This is a genomic window from Roseovarius sp. (assembly GCF_048262375.1).
Lineage (GTDB): Bacteria > Pseudomonadota > Alphaproteobacteria > Rhodobacterales > Rhodobacteraceae > Roseovarius.
Genome location: NZ_JBLXFE010000002.1, coordinates 65,067 through 81,595, shown reverse-complemented (window position 1 = coordinate 81,595; position 16,529 = coordinate 65,067). Strand labels below are relative to the sequence as shown.

General features: G+C 60.6%; 14 protein-coding genes. 8 read left to right on the top strand and 6 right to left on the bottom strand.

The genetic code is table 11. The features are described 5' to 3' along the window. Nucleotides 1-9: 9 nt before the first annotated feature. Nucleotides 10-789 carry an inositol monophosphatase family protein gene (locus ACN0SW_RS02925; RefSeq protein ID WP_417726402.1) on the bottom strand — a complete coding sequence of 260 codons (780 nt, stop codon included), beginning with the start codon at nt 787-789 and terminating at the stop codon, nt 10-12. Nucleotides 790-805: 16 nt separating this feature from the next. Next, nucleotides 806-1,612, bottom strand: a complete 807-nt coding sequence (locus ACN0SW_RS02920; protein WP_417726401.1) for a DeoR/GlpR family DNA-binding transcription regulator — start codon at nt 1,610-1,612, stop codon at nt 806-808. Nucleotides 1,613-1,811: 199 nt separating this feature from the next. Here ACN0SW_RS02920 and ACN0SW_RS02915 point away from each other — a divergent pair, with 199 nt between their 5' ends. From ACN0SW_RS02915 to ACN0SW_RS02895, 5 genes are all read left to right on the top strand, one after another. Next, nucleotides 1,812-2,756 (top strand): ABC transporter substrate-binding protein, encoded by a 945-nt coding sequence (locus tag ACN0SW_RS02915; RefSeq protein ID WP_417726400.1) that lies wholly within the window; start codon nt 1,812-1,814, stop codon nt 2,754-2,756. A gap of 113 nt (nt 2,757-2,869) precedes the next feature. Further along, the gene (locus tag ACN0SW_RS02910; RefSeq protein WP_417726655.1) at nt 2,870-3,901 is read left to right on the top strand and encodes a quaternary amine ABC transporter ATP-binding protein; all 1,032 of its coding nucleotides are present in this window, start codon (nt 2,870-2,872) and stop codon (nt 3,899-3,901) included. A 161-nt stretch (nt 3,902-4,062) separates the two neighbouring features. Beyond that, complete coding sequence (locus ACN0SW_RS02905; protein ID WP_417726399.1) at nt 4,063-5,907, top strand: ABC transporter permease; 1,845 nt, start codon at nt 4,063-4,065, stop codon at nt 5,905-5,907. After that, nucleotides 5,904-6,791: a phosphotransferase gene (locus ACN0SW_RS02900; RefSeq protein ID WP_417726398.1), complete on the top strand. Its 888-nt coding sequence runs from the start codon at nt 5,904-5,906 to the stop codon at nt 6,789-6,791. Before ACN0SW_RS02905 ends, ACN0SW_RS02900 begins: the two co-directional genes overlap by 4 nt. 8 nt (nt 6,792-6,799) lie before the next feature. Then, nucleotides 6,800-9,241, top strand: a complete 2,442-nt coding sequence (locus ACN0SW_RS02895; protein WP_417726397.1) for a GcvT family protein — start codon at nt 6,800-6,802, stop codon at nt 9,239-9,241. 421 nt (nt 9,242-9,662) lie between these two features. Here ACN0SW_RS02895 and ACN0SW_RS02890 read toward each other — a convergent pair whose 3' ends face one another. Next, on the bottom strand, nt 9,663-11,105 hold the full coding sequence (locus ACN0SW_RS02890; protein ID WP_417726396.1) for an aldehyde dehydrogenase family protein: 1,443 nt from the start codon (nt 11,103-11,105) through the stop codon (nt 9,663-9,665). Between the two features lie 133 nt (nt 11,106-11,238). On the opposite strand from ACN0SW_RS02890, the gene ACN0SW_RS02885 reads away from it, so the two are divergent. Next, a complete protein-coding gene (locus ACN0SW_RS02885) occupies nt 11,239-11,892 on the top strand; it encodes a peroxiredoxin (protein ID WP_417726395.1) in 654 nt (217 codons plus the stop codon). A gap of 65 nt (nt 11,893-11,957) precedes the next feature. Here the strand turns inward: ACN0SW_RS02885 and ACN0SW_RS02880 are convergent, their stop codons facing one another. Both ACN0SW_RS02880 and ACN0SW_RS02875 read right to left on the bottom strand, forming a co-directional pair. Continuing rightward, a complete protein-coding gene (locus ACN0SW_RS02880) occupies nt 11,958-12,560 on the bottom strand; it encodes a methyltransferase (RefSeq protein ID WP_417726394.1) in 603 nt (200 codons plus the stop codon). Next, a complete protein-coding gene (locus tag ACN0SW_RS02875) occupies nt 12,557-13,213 on the bottom strand; it encodes a class I SAM-dependent methyltransferase (protein WP_417726393.1) in 657 nt (218 codons plus the stop codon). Before ACN0SW_RS02875 ends, ACN0SW_RS02880 begins: the two co-directional genes overlap by 4 nt. A 237-nt stretch (nt 13,214-13,450) precedes the next feature. On the opposite strand from ACN0SW_RS02875, the gene ACN0SW_RS02870 reads away from it, so the two are divergent. Continuing rightward, complete coding sequence (locus ACN0SW_RS02870; RefSeq protein WP_417726392.1) at nt 13,451-14,485, top strand: succinylglutamate desuccinylase/aspartoacylase family protein; 1,035 nt, start codon at nt 13,451-13,453, stop codon at nt 14,483-14,485. Between the two features lie 98 nt (nt 14,486-14,583). On the opposite strand, the gene ACN0SW_RS02865 is transcribed toward ACN0SW_RS02870, so the two are convergent. Further along, nucleotides 14,584-15,399 carry an LOG family protein gene (locus tag ACN0SW_RS02865; protein WP_417726391.1) on the bottom strand — a complete coding sequence of 272 codons (816 nt, stop codon included), beginning with the start codon at nt 15,397-15,399 and terminating at the stop codon, nt 14,584-14,586. 80 nt (nt 15,400-15,479) lie between these two features. On the opposite strand from ACN0SW_RS02865, the gene ACN0SW_RS02860 reads away from it, so the two are divergent. Next, nucleotides 15,480-16,394: a threonine/serine dehydratase gene (locus tag ACN0SW_RS02860; protein ID WP_417726390.1), complete on the top strand. Its 915-nt coding sequence runs from the start codon at nt 15,480-15,482 to the stop codon at nt 16,392-16,394. Nucleotides 16,395-16,529 lie beyond the last annotated feature (135 nt).

Genomic DNA, 16,529 nt, shown 5'->3' with positions numbered 1-16,529 from the left:
GCCCGTTTTTTAGTTCAGAAGCGCAATCAGTTCGGCGTGGAGTTCTGGTGTGGCGGCACTGACGACCCGACCTTCGGATTGGAAATGGAGCGGCATGCCTTGCCAATCGGTAATCACGCCACCGGCCTCTTCAATAATTGGGACCATGGCAAGAAAATCGTAGGGTTTCAGATCATAGTCGACAACCGCGTCGATCTTGCCTTCTGCCAAGAGCGCATGAGGCTGACAATCATATGACAGACGCCGGAGGCGTCCGGCCTGCATGAGCCGCGCGAACACGGCTGGTACGTCAGCATAAATCTTTTCGCCCTCGTTGATAAAGAGCATTGCGTCGTCGATCGTCCTGCAATCGGACACGGCAATGCTGGTTCCGTTTCGGGTGGCGCCCATGCCTCTTGCCGCTGCGTAGACCTGGCCGAGGGCCGGCAAGCGGCAAATGCCCAAAAGGGGCTTCTGCCCTTGTGTCATCGCCAGCAGCATTCCGAACAGCGGGACGCCCGCGATGAAGGAACGGGTGCCGTCGATCGGATCAACCACCCAGACGGTTTCTTTCCCAAGACCCTCAATGCCGTACTCCTCACCGAAGAGCCCGTCGTCGGGGTAGGCTTTCTGCAATGCGTCGCGAATTGACCGTTCGGTTTCCTGATCCGCTATTGTGACGGGGCTGGCATCGGCCTTGGTGACAATTTCAAGCGCACCATTGAAATGCGTGAGCGAGATCCGACTCGCGGTCTCGGTGATCTCTAGGGCCTTGTCCAGACGGGCGTGCAGGTCGGTCAGAGGTGGCATGGTCTGTCTTTCGGGTTCAGCCCGCAACGACGATTTCCGTGCCCCACATCCGGGCGGCATTCTGGATTTCTTCGGGAGGCGGGGCGTTGGTAATCAGTAGGTCCACGGTCGATGGCGCACCGATGGCAATCGGCGCGGCGCGACCGAATTTGGTGTTGTCGGCGGCGAGGATACGGGTCTTTGAGTTTGCCATGATAGCGCGGGAATAGACAGCCTCATCCATGTCGAAGAGCATGAATCCGGTTTGTGCATTGATCGCTGCTGCAGACAGGACCGCAAAGTCGGTTCGGAACTGTTTTACGAAGTCCAGCGCCTGTGCTCCGAAGATGCCGCCATCATGGCCGCGCAGTTCGCCGCCGGGCATGAAAACACGGTTGTTGTTGCGTGCGGCGAGGCAGTGGGCGACCGCTATTGAGTTCGTCACGACCAGCAGTTCATGATGCCCCATTAGCGCCTTTGCTATGAAAGCGGTCGTCGAGCCGACATCCAGAAATAGTGAGGAGCCATCGCCGATCAGCGCGGCCACATGCGCCGCGATACGTTGTTTCGGGGCAGGGTTTTCCGCCATCCGCTGAGTGAAGCTCAGTTCGGTTGATCCGTGCTGCAGCAGGACGCCGCCATGCACCTTATGTACCAACCCTTCGTCGGACAGGCGCCGAACGTTGCGCCGTATGGTCTCTTCGGTCACTTCCAGCGCCTCGGCGATTGACTGGATGCGCATACTCCCGCCGGCCCGGGCGACCAGCTCGATGATCTCGGCCCCGCGCGATGACAGCGGCAGCGTCTTGCTTTCCGGCGTAGGTGGGGTGGGATCGTTTGACATGTGGGATTCTGGAGCGTCTTTGAATGATTTGCCGCAAATAACCACATAAACAAACGAATATCCATCACTAAAGCCACATTGTGGAAATAAAAATGTTGATTTGTGTTGGAAAACGTTGGAAATTCAGTGGAGCAATAGGGCGAATCGACGGCCGGTTATGGCATTCGGGGCGGAACAAAAAACAACAGGGATAATGAAAATGCGTATAAGGAAATTTGCAGCTGCAACACTTGTCGGATTGGGCATGACCGGCGCGGCCTTTGCTGAAGCGGAATCGCAGGAGCCGATCAAGCTGACCTTGCATGACTGGAGCGGTCAGCTTTTGACGACGACGATCATGGGCAAGGTGCTCGCTGAGGCGGGGTACAATGTCGAATATGTTCAGGCTGACTACATCGCGCAATTCGCGGGTCTCAAAACCGGCGACCTTCATGTTGCGATGGAGATATGGGAAACGACCGGGCGCGAGGCGATGGACGAGGCTGTCGCGACTGGAAATGTCGTCAACATGGGCGAGACAGGCATGAAGGCGATCGAGGAATGGTGGTATCCCTCCTATATGGAAGAGGTCTGCCCGGGGCTGCCGGACTGGACGGCGCTCAACGATTGCGCCAGAGAGTTCTCGACGCCTGAAACCGGTTCGATGGGCCGATATCTGGGGGGGCCGGTCACTTGGGGCGGCTTTGACGAAGAGCGCATTGAGGCGCTCGAGATGGATTTTGAAGTCGTGCATGCCGGTACCGACGCTGCGCTCTTTGCCGAGCTGGAGAGCGCGTATCAGCGCAAGGCCCCCATCGTTCTCTGGATTTATTCGCCGCATTGGGCGCCGACCAAGTATGAGGGCCGCTTCGTGGAGTTCCCTGCCTACACAACGGAATGCTACGAAGACCCATCTTGGGGCAGCAATCCAAGCTTGGCCTATGACTGTGGTAAGCCGACGGGCCCGATCTGGAAAGTCGCGTGGTCGGGGTTGGAACAGACGTGGCCCGGAGCTGCTAGGGCCGTCGAGGCCTTTACGATCAGCAACGAAGACATGGGCGCAATGGTCGGTGATGTCGATCTCAACGGCAAATCCGTTGACGAGGTCAGCGATGCGTGGCTTGCAGCCAACAAAGACACTTGGTCCGCGTGGATCGCTGACTGACCGGCGTGACGATCCCCGGGGCGGCGCACAGGTCGCCGCCCCTAAAACCCTGATAATTCGTTTCCGCTTGAACGGGCTTTGGCCCGAAAGGCGCAGCAGTGCCCGAGGATGACATGGAGAAATCGATCTTGCTGGACTGCCGGGGTGTCTGGAAGCTCTACGGCGCGAATGCGAAGGATGCCTTTGCGCGCAAGAGCGGTAAACTGACCGCAGAGGACATCCGGGCGCAGGGGCTGATTGGCGCTGTCCGCGATGCCAGCGTTCAAATCCGGCAGGGCGAGATATTTGTCATCATGGGGCTTTCTGGTTCGGGCAAATCCACGCTCGTGCGTTGCCTTTCACGTCTGATCGAGCCCACGGGGGGGGAGATCCTCTTTGAGGGACGGAACCTTTTGTCGATGACCGACAAGGAGATGATCGAGATCAGGCGCCGGAAAATGGGCATGGTGTTCCAGCATTTCGCTCTGCTTCCACATTTGACCGTTCTCCAGAACGCCGCTTTTCCGCTTGAGGTGCAGGGCGTGCCACGGGCGGAGCGCGAAGCGCGTGCGCGGGAAGTGATTGACCTCGTGGGCCTCAAAGGGCGTGAAAGCTATTATCCGCGCCAGCTTTCGGGGGGGCAGCAGCAGCGTGTGGGCATCGCCCGTTCGCTTGCCGTCGAGCCCGATCTCTGGTTCCTGGATGAGCCGTTTTCGGCGCTCGATCCGCTTATTCGCCGTGAAATGCAGGATGAGTTTTTGCGGCTTCAGGGCATGTTGCACAAGACGATCGTTTTCATCACCCACGATTTCGACGAGGCGATCCGGCTGGCCGACCATATTGCCGTCATGAAAGACGGGGAGGTGGTACAAGTGGCCACGCCTGAGGAACTGGTTCTCAACCCGGCCACCGATTATGTCGAGGAATTCACCCGTCACATTCCCCGCTCCAAGGTTCTTTCGCTGCGCAGCGTGATGACACCCGGCGTGCCTGTTGGCGAGACGGCGGGTGAGTTGCAAGCTGATCTGCGGGTCGAGGCGGTCGCGGATCGGATCGAGGCCAGCGCACTGCCATATGTCGTCGTGGACGAGGAGGGCGCCGCGGTCGGCACGATCGGTCGTCAGGCTGTGGTCGATGTTCTTATCGGCCGAAAGCTGGCTTTATGACGCGGCTCAAACACCTTCTTCCCGGGCGAAGCGGCTGGTTTTGGCTGACGCTCTTCTTTCTGACCTGGGCGCTTTCCCGCTATTCTTGGGATCTTTACAAGGCGCTCGATGCGCGCTGGATCATAAAATACCCCAGTGCATATCTTTTTAAGGCTGAGTCCGTGATCAGCCGTTTCATGCAATGGCTGGTGGAGGACGCGACCTTTGGCATCTTTACCTTTCGCGAACTCACGCGCTTCATCGCAGCGCTGATCGAGTTTCCCTATTTTTTCATGCGCGACCTGCTGATCGACGGTTTCTCGGTCGGGCTCGGCAACCAGGCGGTCGAAATCGCCCCGTCCCTGAGCTGGATTGCGGTCATCGTTACCCTGACGGCAATGGCGCATTATGCCCGTGACTGGAAACTCGCGGCGCTTGTTGGCGGCTGTTTCCTGTATCTCGCGGTTTTCGGACAATGGCAGAGCGCCATGGTCACGTTGGCGTCGGTGCTAATCGCCGTGCCGATCGGATCGTTGGGTGGGCTGCTGCTTGGTATTCTTGCTTACCGGGTGCCGCTCTTTGAGGCTCTGCTGCGCCCCATACTCGATTTGATGCAGACCGTACCGGTCTTTGCCTATCTTGTGCCGATCCTTTTTCTTTTCGGTTTCGGGCCGGTCGCCGCGCTGGTGGCGACCATCATCTATGCCATGCCGCCGATGGTGCGGGTGACCGTCATGGCCTTGCAAGCTGTGCCGTCGGAAGTCAGGGACGTGGGGGTCATGGTCGGCTGCACGCGGTGGCAAATGATGTGGAAGGTGATCGTACCCTCGGCCGCGCCGACGCTGATGGTGGGTGTGAACCAAGTCATCATGCTAACGCTTAATATGGTCATCATCGCGTCGATGATCGGGGCGGGGGGGCTTGGCTTTGATGTGCTGGGCGCGCTGCGGCGCCTAGATATCGGTGGCGGGATTGAGGCCGGGCTTGCCATCGTGGTCATGGCCATTGCGCTTGACAGGCTGAGCCAGGCCTTTGCCAACCGACCGGCCGACACACATGCGGTGGATCCGGATCGAAACGTGATCGGTCGGCATCCGTGGTTGGCGACTGTGCTGTTGGTGGCGGTCTGCACCTACTTTCTGGGTGGTCTGTCGGCAGCTGTTCAGACCTATCCCAAGGCTGCGACCCTCTCGACCGGGACATTCTGGTCGGACCTGATGGGTTACATGAATGTGCATTTCTTTGACACGTTCGAAGCGGTCAAGACGGTGTTCCTGACCTATCTGCTGCTGCCCATCAAGAACTTTTTCACCGGAATCCCGTGGGCGTGGGGCATCGTGGTCATGGTGCTGATCGGCTGGCGCATGAGCGGCGTTGGGTTGGCGATGCTGACCGGCTCACTGACCGCGTTGATCGCTGCGGCAGGGCTTTGGGACAAGGCGATGATTACGGTCTATCTCTGCGGGGTTTCGGTCCTGATCGCCTCTGCTATCGGTATCCCGATGGGCATCTTTGCTGCCCAGAACGACAAGGCCAACCGAGTCATCGGCTCGCTGATGGATACGCTGCAAACGCTTCCCAGCTTTGTCTATCTGATCCCGGTGGTGATGCTGTTCAGGGTGGGGGACTTCTCGGCCATGATCGCCGTGGTGCTGTATGCCATGGCCCCAGCGGTGCGCTATGCCGCACATGGTATACGAAATGTCGACCAGCAACTGATCGAGGCCGGCCTCGTGTCTGGTTGTACGCCACGGCAGGTTTTGTGGCGAATAAAGCTGCCGATGGCCATTCCGGAGATGTTGCTGGGATTGAACCAGACGATCATGCTTGCCTTGTCGATGCTGGTGATCACCGCGCTGGTTGGAACACGCGACCTTGGCCAAGAAGTTTATATCGCGCTGACCAAGGCCAATTCCGGACAGGGGATTGTTGCGGGGCTTGCCATCGCCTTTATCGCGATCATTGCCGATCGCATCCTATCGGCGGCGGCAAACCGAGTGCGCAGAAATATGGGGCTGGAAAGATGAACACCGCAGAGCAAACCGCGCATGACCGGGCAACGTCACTTGCGATCTGGAGCGCGCCGGAACAGGTCGAACTTTTGGGCGGGGGGATCACCAATTTCAACGTCGCGCTCAGCGATGCGGGGCGGCGCTTTGTGGTGCGGGTCGGACAGGATATTCCGCTGCACCAGATCATGCGCTTCAACGAACAGGCGGTGCATCGTGCCGCCGAAGCGATCGGTATCGCCCCGGCCATCCACCATACCGAGCCGGGTATACTGGTGCTGGAATTCGTCGAAGGCACCACTCTTGATGAGGCGGGGGTACGGAACGATGAAATGCTGGCCCGTATCCTGCCACTACTGAAAAAATGCCACCGCGAGGCGCCATTGCACCTGCGCGGTCCGGTTCTGACATTCTGGGTTTTCCATGTCTTGCGCGACTACGCTGCAACGCTGCGCGCGGACAACTCGCGCCACGTGCCGAGACTTGATGACCTGCTGAAAACTGCCGCAATGCTGGAGCGCGCCATCGGACAGGTAGATATTGTTCTCGGCCACAATGATCTTCTGGCGGCAAATTTCCTAGACGATGGTGACAGACTATGGCTGCTTGACTGGGAATACGGTGGCTTTAACTCGCCGCTTTTCGATCTGGCGGGCCTTGCCTCGAACAACGAATTGAGCCCGGCACAAGAACGCTGGCTTCTCGAGAGCTATTTCGAGACGCAGCTCACGGATGAGCTCGAAAACCGCTATCGCGCCATGAAATGCGCATCGCTCCTTCGGGAAACGATGTGGAGCATGGTTTCAGAAATCCACTCGGACATCACATTTGAATACGCGGATTACACGGAAAAGAACCTGTCGCGTTTTCAAACGGCCCTTTCCGATTTCCAATCCATATGAGGATCAATATGAGCACATTTCCGACAAGCGCGAAAGCGGTCATCATCGGCGGGGGGATCGTAGGATGCTCGACCGCTTACCACCTTGCCAAAATGGGTTGGACCGACGTTGTCCTGCTTGAGCGCAAAAAGCTGACGTCGGGTACGACCTTCCATGCAGCGGGTCTTGTCGGCCAACTGCGTTCGAATGCCAATATCACCCAGCTGTTGGGGTATTCCGTCGATCTCTACAACAAGCTTGAGGCGGAAACGGGTCAGGCCACCGGATGGAAAATGAACGGCGGGCTGCGACTTGCCTGTAATCAGGAACGCTGGACCGAGGTGAAGCGGCAGGCGACAACGGCCCATTCCTTCGGCCTCGACATGCAGCTATTGACCCCGTCCGAGGCCAAGGAACTCTGGCCGCTGATGACGGTCGATGATGTTGTTGGCGCGGCCTATATGCCGACTGACGGGCAGGCCAACCCCTCGGACATCACCCTGTCGCTCGCCAAGGGCGCGCGTCAGGCTGGCGCCACGATCCTTGAGGACACCAAGGTTACGAAGATCGAGCTGGAAGACGGCGTCATCAAAGGTGTTATGACCGAGAAAGGCTTTATTGAATGCGAGAAGGTGATCCTTTGCGGGGGCCAGTGGACGCGGACGTTTGCCCAGACTGTAGGGGTCAACGTGCCTCTGGTGCCGATGGAGCACCAATACATGGTGACCGAACAGATCGACGGTGTCACGTCCGGCCTGCCGACGTTGCGCGATCCTGATCGGCTCACCTACTACAAGGAGGAAGTCGGCGGGCTCGTGATGGGCGGGTACGAAGCGAACCCGATTCCCTGGGCGGTAAACGGCATCCCGAAGGGTTTCCACTACACGCTGCTGGGGTCAAACTTTGATCATTTCGAACAACTGGTGGAATTGGCCATGGGGCGCGTTCCGGCACTGGAAACCGCGGGGATCAAGCAGTTGGTCAATGGGCCCGAGAGCTTCACGCCGGACGGCAATTTCATCCTCGGCGAAGCGCCGGAACTGAAGAACTTCTTCGTGGGTGCCGGGTTCAACGCCTATGGCATTGCCGCAGGTGGCGGTGCTGGCATGGCGCTGGCCGAATGGGTTGCCAAGGGCGAGCCGCCGTTCGATCTCTGGCCCGTGGATATTCGCCGCTTTGGGCGGCCGCATTTCGATACCGACTGGGTACGAACCCGCACGATCGAGGCCTATGGCAAGCACTACACGATGGCCTGGCCGTTTGAAGAGCACAGCTCGGGTCGCCCCTGCCGCAAATCGCCGCTGTACGACAAGCTGTCCGCAAAGGGCGCGTGTTTCGGCGAAAAATTGGGATGGGAACGGCCAAACTGGTTCGCCGTGAACGGGATGGAAGCCAAGGATGCCTACAGCTTCGGTCGTCAGAACTGGTTCGATACCGTGGGCGAGGAGCATAAGGCCTGCCGCGAAGCTGCCGTTTTGTTCGATCAGACGTCTTTTGCCAAGTTCACGCTTAAAGGCCCCGATGCTGAGGCCGCGCTGAGCTGGATCGCGGCCAATGACGTGGCCAAGCCGGTTGGGTCTATTGTTTACACGCAGATGTTGAATGACCGGGGCGGGATCGAGTGTGACCTGACCGCCGTGCGTGTGGCGAAGGATGAATACTACATCGTCACGGGGACCGGCTACGCGACCCATGATTTCGACTGGATCTCCCGCAACATACCCAAGGGAATGAATGCGCAGGTGGTCGACGTGACCTCTTCCTATGCGGTACTGTCCCTGATGGGGCCAAAGGCGCGTGACATCCTTCAGGCTGTGACCCGTGACGATGTGTCGAGCGAGGCTTTCAGGTTCGGGACTGCAAGAATGATCGGAATCGCAGGCTGCCCGGTCAAGGCGCTGCGCGTTACCTATGTGGGCGAACTGGGATGGGAGCTTCATCTGCCCGTCGAGTATGCAACAGCGGTTTACGACGCGTTGATGGATGCAGGCATGCCGCACGGTTTGCGCGATGCAGGCTATCGCGCCATCGAGAGCCTGCGGCTGGAGAAGGGCTATCGGGCGTGGGCGTCCGATATCGGCGCGGATCACACGCCTGCGGAGGCTGGCCTGGACTGGGCTGTGAAGTTGAAAAAGAACATCGACTTCAAGGGCCGCATCGCCGCCGAAACACAGCGCGATCAAGGCGTGAAAAAGATTCTCGCTTGTTTCACCACTCAGCCGGAGGTCGTTCTGTCGGGGCGCGAGACCATTTACAGAAATGGCGAGCGTGTTGGCTGGCTGACCAGCGGCGGTTTTGGTTACACTGTCGGCAAGTCCATCGGGTATGGCTATGTGCGTTCGAAGGAGGTCATCGACCGCGACTACGTCTTGAGCGGCGCATACGAGCTTGAGGTCGCCACCGACCGGGTTCCGTGCGAGGTGCAGCTCGGCCCGCTTTACGACCCGAAAATGAGCCGGGTCAAATGTTGACCGGGCCATGGTGCCGCGGCGCAGGGGCGAGGTGGTGATCCGCTATCACGCATCCGATCGCATCCCGACCCGTTACGCCGCACGGCCTGACGCATGCGGTGGCTGATCCCACCGCTTCGGGAAATCCCAATGCGTTGAGTGAGATGGGTGTGTTGTCAGCGCTGAAGGCGGTGCTGGCGGTCTTTTCTCGACGACCCCCACAGTTCCGCGTCGGTTTCTATCCTCCACGAGGGAAATGCCGATTACTAGGACGGAACGAAGTGGTGGGCGGGGGGCTGGGGCACTATAAAACTGCCCGTGCCGGCCTTCGATTGTGGGCCAGAGTTTTTACTCCCGCCCACAATATGCCCGCAGGCTGCGCGCCCTCGCGCCGCGTGGTGTCACGCGGGTTGCGCAGGGCAAAGGCGCGCCCGTCAAAGGTTCAGGCGCCGGGGGTCCAGCCTGAGACGGATTTGACTTCGAGGAAATCCTCGATGCCCCATTTTCCGCCTTCGCGCCCATGCCCTGACAGCTTCATACCGCCAAAGGGCGCGCCTGCGCCACGAGATTGCCCGTTCATTTCCACCATGCCCGAGCGCAGGGCGCGTGCCAGACGGTTGGCCCGTGCCGGATCACCGGTCTGCACATAGTTGGTGAGGCCGTAAGGCGTGTCATTGGCGATGGCGATACCATCCTCTTCGGTATCAAACGGGATGATCGCGAGGACCGGACCAAAAATTTCCTCGCGTGCGATGGTCATCTGGTTGGTGACATCGGCAAAGATCGTGGGCTTCACATAAAAGCCCCGGTTGAGCCCGTCAGGCCGCCCGGTGCCGCCCGCGACCAGCCGCGCGCCCTCGTCGATACCCTTTTGGATGAGGTCCTGAATCTTGTTGAACTGCACCTCGTTGACCACCGGGCCGATGTGACGCCCGGCCTCGTTGGCGGGGCCTACGGCAATCGCGTTTGCAGCCTCGGCGGCAATCTCGACCGCAGAGTCGTAAATCTCGCGTTGCACCAGCATACGGGTCGGCGCATTGCAGGATTGGCCGGTGTTGTTCATGCAGCGGATCACGCCGCGCTTGACCGCCTTGTCATCGGCATCGGCAAAGATCAGGTTCGCGCCCTTGCCGCCCAATTCAAGGCTCACGCGCTTGAGCGTGTCGGCGGCGGATTTGGAAATGATGCGCCCGGCGCGCGACGAGCCGGTAAAGCTGATCATGTCCACATCGGGATGCGCGGTGAGTTGGCTGCCCACGCCCACGCCATCGCCGTTGACAAGGTTGAACACCCCCTTGGGCAAGCCCGCGGCATCGACGATTTCGGCAAAGATCACAGCGTTGAGCGGTGATTCCTCAGAAGGTTTGAGGATCATGGTGCAGCCCGCAACCAGCGCCGCAATCACCTTGAGCGTAATCTGGTTCATCGGCCAGTTCCACGGCGTGATCATGCCAACGACACCCACCGCCTCGTGGATGATCCGGTCATTCGGCGCGTGATCGCCGAGCGGTTCGTCAAAGCTGAAATCGCGCGCAGCTTGGATGAAATTGGCAATGTGCCAGCTTCCGGCGCCGACCTGCTGTTCGCGCGCCATGTCGATGGGCGCCCCCATCTCGAGGCTGATCGCCTGCGCCATATCTTCTTCGCGGGCCTTGTAGGCTGCTAGAATTTTCTCGGCATACGCAATGCGTTCCGCGTGTGGTGTGGCCATCCATGCCGGAAAGGCCGCCTTGGCCGCCGCTACCGCGGCATCGGTATCCGCCTGCCCGCCCAGAGAGATCACCGCGCAGGGCTCTTCGGTTGAGGGGTTGATGACCTTGTGCTCTTTTGCCGCGAGGGGATTAACCCAAGCGCCATTGATGTAGAACTGACGTTTCTCGATCATGGTGTTGACCTCCAGTGATTTTGCGGCACTGTGTCAGGGGATATGCCGACCTGCAAGGTTGGAAATAGGACGCTGCGGCAATAATTTGATCAAATTGTTGCCGCTCGTGGTGGAAAACAGGAAAGGACAGGCTATGGGCCTTCGTATCAATGATGTGATCCCGGATCTGACGGTTGAAACTGATCTGGGCAAGATTTCGCTGCATGACTGGATCGGCGACGCTTGGGCGATCCTGTTCTCGCATCCCAAGGATTTCACGCCTGTCTGCACCACTGAATTCGGTGCCGTGGCGCGGTTGGCCGACGAATGGGACAAGCGCGGCTGCAAGGTGATTGGCGTGTCGGTGGACGGGGTTGAGGATCACCGTAAATGGAAGGGTGATATCGAAAAGGTGGGCGGCAGCGCCGCACGTTTTCCGATCATCGCCGATGCGGGGCTCGAGGTGTCCAAGGCGTTCGACATGTTGCCCGCCGAGGCCTATCTGCCCGACGGGCGCACGCCCAATGACAGCGCCACGGTGCGCTCTGTCTTTATCATCGGGCCGGACAAGCAGCTCAAGCTGAGCATGACCTATCCGATGACTGTGGGGCGCAATTTCGCCGAGGTGCTGCGCGCGCTCGATGCGTTGCAGACCACATCCAAGAACGGCGTGGCGACGCCTGCGGATTGGACCGTCGGGCAGGATGTGATCATCCCGGCCAGCCTGAGCGATGCCGATGCCGAAGCCAAGTTCGGCACGTTCGAGACGGTGTTGCCGTATCTGCGCAAGACCAGTCTTAAGGGGTAGTTTGGCGTGGAGATGATGCTGGCCCCAAGCGTGGCTTCTCGCTTGGGTCACGCTCAAGGCCCAGGTCATCCCTGCCGCTGAAACACCGCCATCTGGCTCGCGCCGCCCAAAGTGGGATGCGTGCCGCCGATGTCATGGCAGGTGACGCTATAGCCATTGCGCGCCGCCACGCCCCCGGCCCAGCCTTTGAACCGCGCCCGTCCCCATTCGAAATGATGCCCCGGATGGCGAAATCTGTGTGCAGGCACCCCCAGCACCGGATTGAACTCGGCGTTGGGGGTGGTCACGATCACATGGCCGGGACGCATATCGGCAAAGAGCGCACGCTCCAGCCGGTTGAGATCGCCAAGCGGCAGATGTTCGATGGTTTCCACCAGGCAAGCGCAGTCATAGCCGCGCAGGTTGGGATGCGCGGCGGTCATTGAGGCCTGCGCCAGTTGCACCTTGGCGCGCGTTTTGGGGGGTATGTCGGCAAGCCGCTCTCGCAGGGTCCGCAGTGAGTTAAGGTCGATATCCAGCCCGGTCAGGCGTGTGATCCGGGCGAGGGGGGCCAGACGCAAAATAAGATCGCCTGCGCCGCAGCCCAGATCGAGAACCGTCTGCGCCCCGGTTCCGGTGACGGCTTGGATCACCGCCTCAAGGCGGCTTTGATGCAGGGCGCTTGTCATGGTACGGGCATCTGCAAAAGCACCACATCCTTGCTGGGGATGGTGCAGGACCAACCCCGCATTTCGGCAATCCGGGCGAAGGTTTCGGCCCGGTAGAATACCACATGCGTCGGGTCCATCCGGTAATGCCACCGCGCAAAGCGGGCATCCTCTGTCTGAAAACAGGTCATGATCGCCAGCCAGCCCCCGGGACGCAGCATCGCACCCAGCCGGTCGAACTCATGGGCGGGGTGGTAAAAATGCTCGACGACCTCGGTGCAGGTGATGAAATCATAGGTCTTGTGCAGCGGTTCAGGATCGCAGTGAAAATACGGATCATAGAGCGCCATGTCATGCCCCGCCTCGGTCAGCATCGTGGCCAGCGCAGGCCCCGGACCACAGCCATAGTCCAGCCCCTGTGCACCGGGGGCCAGCCGTGCACGCAGCGGCTCTGCCAGCCGGGACAGGAAACGGCGGTAGCCGGGATCGTCGATCCGGTTTTCGTGCTGCTGGTAGACCGCCTGTTCGGTTTGGGCGTCGGGATACCACGCAGGATCGAGGCCGCGTGCCTGACAGGCCGTACAGCGCCAATAGGGCTGATTGTCAAACAGGCCAAACGGCACGCAAGCGGCAGCGCGGCAGACAGGGCAAGGCTGAGGCGGGATCGTGCTCATCGCACAGAGGTGGCACGGACGCCGGCAAAAGGCCAGATCAGACGACAGGGTGCGGGGCGAGTGCAGCCTGCGCTTGCCATGGGCCGCCCCACCGGAATTGCCATGAGCCGTTCGGTTTTTCGTTGAGACGCCGATAGGCTCTAATTGTTTGATTTGTCGCAATTTCGAACTGAAAAAATCTATCAACTTTTCCTGAAATTGCTTTAAGCCTTTGGTGTCAGACAGAATGAGGTTGGCATGGCGCGGCGCAAACCCTTTGATATCGGCGGTATGTCCGTTGAGGCCGGAACGCGGGCACGGGTGGATATCCCGGTCAGCACGCTGTCCAATCACACGCCGGTCAATCTATCGGTCGAGGTGATCCATGGGCGGCGGGCGGGGCCGGTCCTGTTCGTGTCGGCGGCTATTCATGGTGACGAGGTGATCGGGGTCGAGATCATGCGCCGCCTGCTCAAGGCCGCACCGCTCACGTCGATCGCGGGCACCCTGATGGCGGTGCCGATTGTCAACACCTTCGGGTTTCTCAATCACAAGCGCTATTTGCCGGACCGGCGCGATCTCAACCGGGTGTTTCCGGGGGTGAGTGAGGGGTCGATGGCGTCGCAACTGGCGCATATCTTTATGGAGCAGGTGGTGCGGCGCGCCGATGTGGGCATCGACCTGCATTCCGCCGCGATCCACCGCACCAACCTGCCGCAAATCCGCCTCACGCCGGGCAATGCGCGGCTAGAAGAGCTTGGCCGCGCCTTTGGCGCGCCGGTGATGATGGAGTCAAAGCTGCGCGACGGATCGTTGCGCATGGCCGCCGAGCAGGTGGGGGTCGATGTGTTGCTCTATGAGGGCGGCGAGGGGCTGCGGTTTGACGAATTCGCAGCACGCGCGGGCGTCAGCGGTATCCTGCGGGTGATGAAACATCTGGGCATGATCGGGGCCAAGAGCGTGCCGCGCGCGCGCGGTGTGCCGATCCGCGCTGCGCGCTCGCGCTGGTATCGTGCGCCGCGCGGCGGGCTGTTTCGGGGCTATCTGTCGGTAGGTGATGCGGTGCAACCGGGCACGGTGCTGGGAGCGGTTGCCAATGCCTTTGGCGATGTCGAGACCGAAGTGGTGGCGGATGTGACCGGGATCATCATCGGGCGCACCAACCTGCCGGTGGTCTATGAGGGCGACGCGCTCTGCCATGTGGCGGAGACCCCACGCGCCGAAGCGGCGGCCGAGGGCATCAGCGCCCATCTTGAGGCGGCTGCCCTGTTTGACGAGGATGAGATCATCTGAGCGGCAACGCCACGTTGCGCGGGGCGGTGCGCGGTGAGTCTTTATGTCAGAACGACCCGAAAAGGCGGCTCAGGAGCGGTTTGCCCCCCCTGCGCCTCTCAGCTTTCGGGCCATGTGTTGATGATTTCCATCGCCTCATCCGCCGTTTCGACGAATTGAAACAGATCAAGATCTTCGGCGCTGATCGTACCCGCTTCCGAGAGCGCCTCCCAGTTGATGATGCTCCGCCAGAATTCCGCGCCAAAGAGCAGGAAGGGCACGCGCTTCATCCGGTCGGTCTGAATGAGGGTCAGCGCCTCGAACGTCTCATCCAGCGTGCCAAAGCCACCGGGAAAGACACAGATGGCGCGCGCGCGCATCAGGAAATGCATCTTGCGGATGGCGAAATAGTGAAAGTTGAAGCAGAGGCCCGGAGTTACGTATTCATTGGGCGCCTGTTCATGGGGGAGCACGATGTTAAGCCCGATCGAGGCACCGCCCGCATCGGCAGCCCCACGATTGCCAGCCTCCATCACGCCCGGCCCGCCGCCGGTGGCAATCACATACTCACGCCCGCAGCTGGCCATGGATTTTTCGGTCATCAGCCGCGCGAATTTGCGGGCCTCGTCGTAATAGCGCGAGAGGTCTGCCAGTGTCTTGGTGCGGGCTGTGTCTTTTTGCGCGGGTTCGGGAATTCGCGCGCCGCCAAACAGCACGACCGTGCTCTGAATACCGCGCTCGTTCAGGATCATCTCGGGTTTCAAGAGTTCCAGTTGCAACCGCACGGGGCGCAATTCGTCCCGGCACATGAAATCGGGATCGGCAAAGGCCAGACGATAGGCGGGCGCGCGGGTTTGCGCGGTGTCTGGCACCTGTTCGGCGGTGGAACGGTCAGAGCCTGCATCACGGAATTGGCTGAGGCGGTCGTCTTTCATCGCGGGCGATCCTTGCTTGGGTCTTTGATTTCAGGCCTATAGGGTTTGACGGATCAAGAAAAGGCAAAGAGGTGTGAGCGATGAGCTGGCAGCGGGCGATTTCAGAGGCGGCAGGGCGGATTTCGGGACATGTGCGGCGGACGCCGGTGATGCAGGTCGCGTTGGGTGGATACCCTGTTGCGCTCAAGCTGGAGCAGATGCAGCACACCGGCAGTTTCAAGGCGCGTGGCGCGTTTAACACGCTGTTGCAGGCTGAGGTGCCCGAAGCGGGAATCGTCGCCGCCTCAGGGGGTAATCACGGGGCGGCGGTGGCCTGTGCGGCGGCGCGGTTGGGGCACCGTGCCCGGATTTATGTGCCCGAGATCGCAGGTCCGGCCAAGATCGCGCTCATCCGGGCCCAAGGCGCCGATTTGCAGGTGGTTCCCGGTGCTTATGCCGATGCGGCGGCGCGCGCCGCCGAATGGCAGGCCGCGACCGGAGCGATACAGGTACATCCCTATGATGCCGAGGCGACGGTGGCGGGACAAGGCACAGTCATGGCGGAATGGGAGGAGCAGGGGCTGGTGGCGGACACGGTGTTGATTGCCGTGGGCGGTGGCGGTCTGATTGCCGGAGCGCTGGGCTGGTTGGGCGCGCGACGTCGCGTGGTCGCGGTCGAGCCGGACACCTCTTGTGCGCTGCATGCGGCGCTGGCGGCGGGTCAGCCTGTGGATGTCGCGGTGTCGGGGGTGGCGGCCAATGCGCTGGGGGCGCGGCGAATCGGGGACATTTGCTTTGATTTGGCGCAGGAGGCTGATGTGCAGAGCGTTCTGGTACCTGACGCGGCCATCCTCGAGGCGCAGGCGCTCTTGTGGCGGGAATTGCGGCAATTGGTGGAGCCGGCGGGGGCCACGGCGCTGGCCGCACTTTTGTCGGGGGCTTACCAGCCTGCGCCGGGGGAGCGGGTGGCGGTTCTGATCTGCGGCGGCAATATCGCGCCCGATCCGTTGGCATAGGCGGGCACGCGTACGATGCGCGGCCCGACGAGGAGCGCCATGGCGGGCCGGTCTGTGCCCTGAGGGGCGAGGGCCACGGCGGCCAGCATCATCAGGACGCTGGCCGCCGCAATTCCGATTTCAACCACGCCACGC

Coding starts and splice junctions, on each gene's coding strand:
- ACN0SW_RS02900 (WP_417726398.1), top strand. CDS start 5,904: ATGAACACCGCAGAGCAAACCGCGCATGACCGGGCAACGTCACTTGCG.
- ACN0SW_RS02875 (WP_417726393.1), bottom strand. CDS start 13,213: ATGAGCACGATCCCGCCTCAGCCTTGCCCTGTCTGCCGCGCTGCCGCT.
- ACN0SW_RS02895 (WP_417726397.1), top strand. CDS start 6,800: ATGAGCACATTTCCGACAAGCGCGAAAGCGGTCATCATCGGCGGGGGG.
- ACN0SW_RS02920 (WP_417726401.1), bottom strand. CDS start 1,612: ATGTCAAACGATCCCACCCCACCTACGCCGGAAAGCAAGACGCTGCCG.
- ACN0SW_RS02925 (WP_417726402.1), bottom strand. CDS start 789: ATGCCACCTCTGACCGACCTGCACGCCCGTCTGGACAAGGCCCTAGAG.
- ACN0SW_RS02890 (WP_417726396.1), bottom strand. CDS start 11,105: ATGATCGAGAAACGTCAGTTCTACATCAATGGCGCTTGGGTTAATCCC.
- ACN0SW_RS02910 (WP_417726655.1), top strand. CDS start 2,870: ATGGAGAAATCGATCTTGCTGGACTGCCGGGGTGTCTGGAAGCTCTAC.
- ACN0SW_RS02880 (WP_417726394.1), bottom strand. CDS start 12,560: ATGACAAGCGCCCTGCATCAAAGCCGCCTTGAGGCGGTGATCCAAGCC.
- ACN0SW_RS02915 (WP_417726400.1), top strand. CDS start 1,812: ATGCGTATAAGGAAATTTGCAGCTGCAACACTTGTCGGATTGGGCATG.
- ACN0SW_RS02870 (WP_417726392.1), top strand. CDS start 13,451: ATGGCGCGGCGCAAACCCTTTGATATCGGCGGTATGTCCGTTGAGGCC.
- ACN0SW_RS02865 (WP_417726391.1), bottom strand. CDS start 15,399: ATGAAAGACGACCGCCTCAGCCAATTCCGTGATGCAGGCTCTGACCGT.
- ACN0SW_RS02885 (WP_417726395.1), top strand. CDS start 11,239: ATGGGCCTTCGTATCAATGATGTGATCCCGGATCTGACGGTTGAAACT.
- ACN0SW_RS02860 (WP_417726390.1), top strand. CDS start 15,480: ATGAGCTGGCAGCGGGCGATTTCAGAGGCGGCAGGGCGGATTTCGGGA.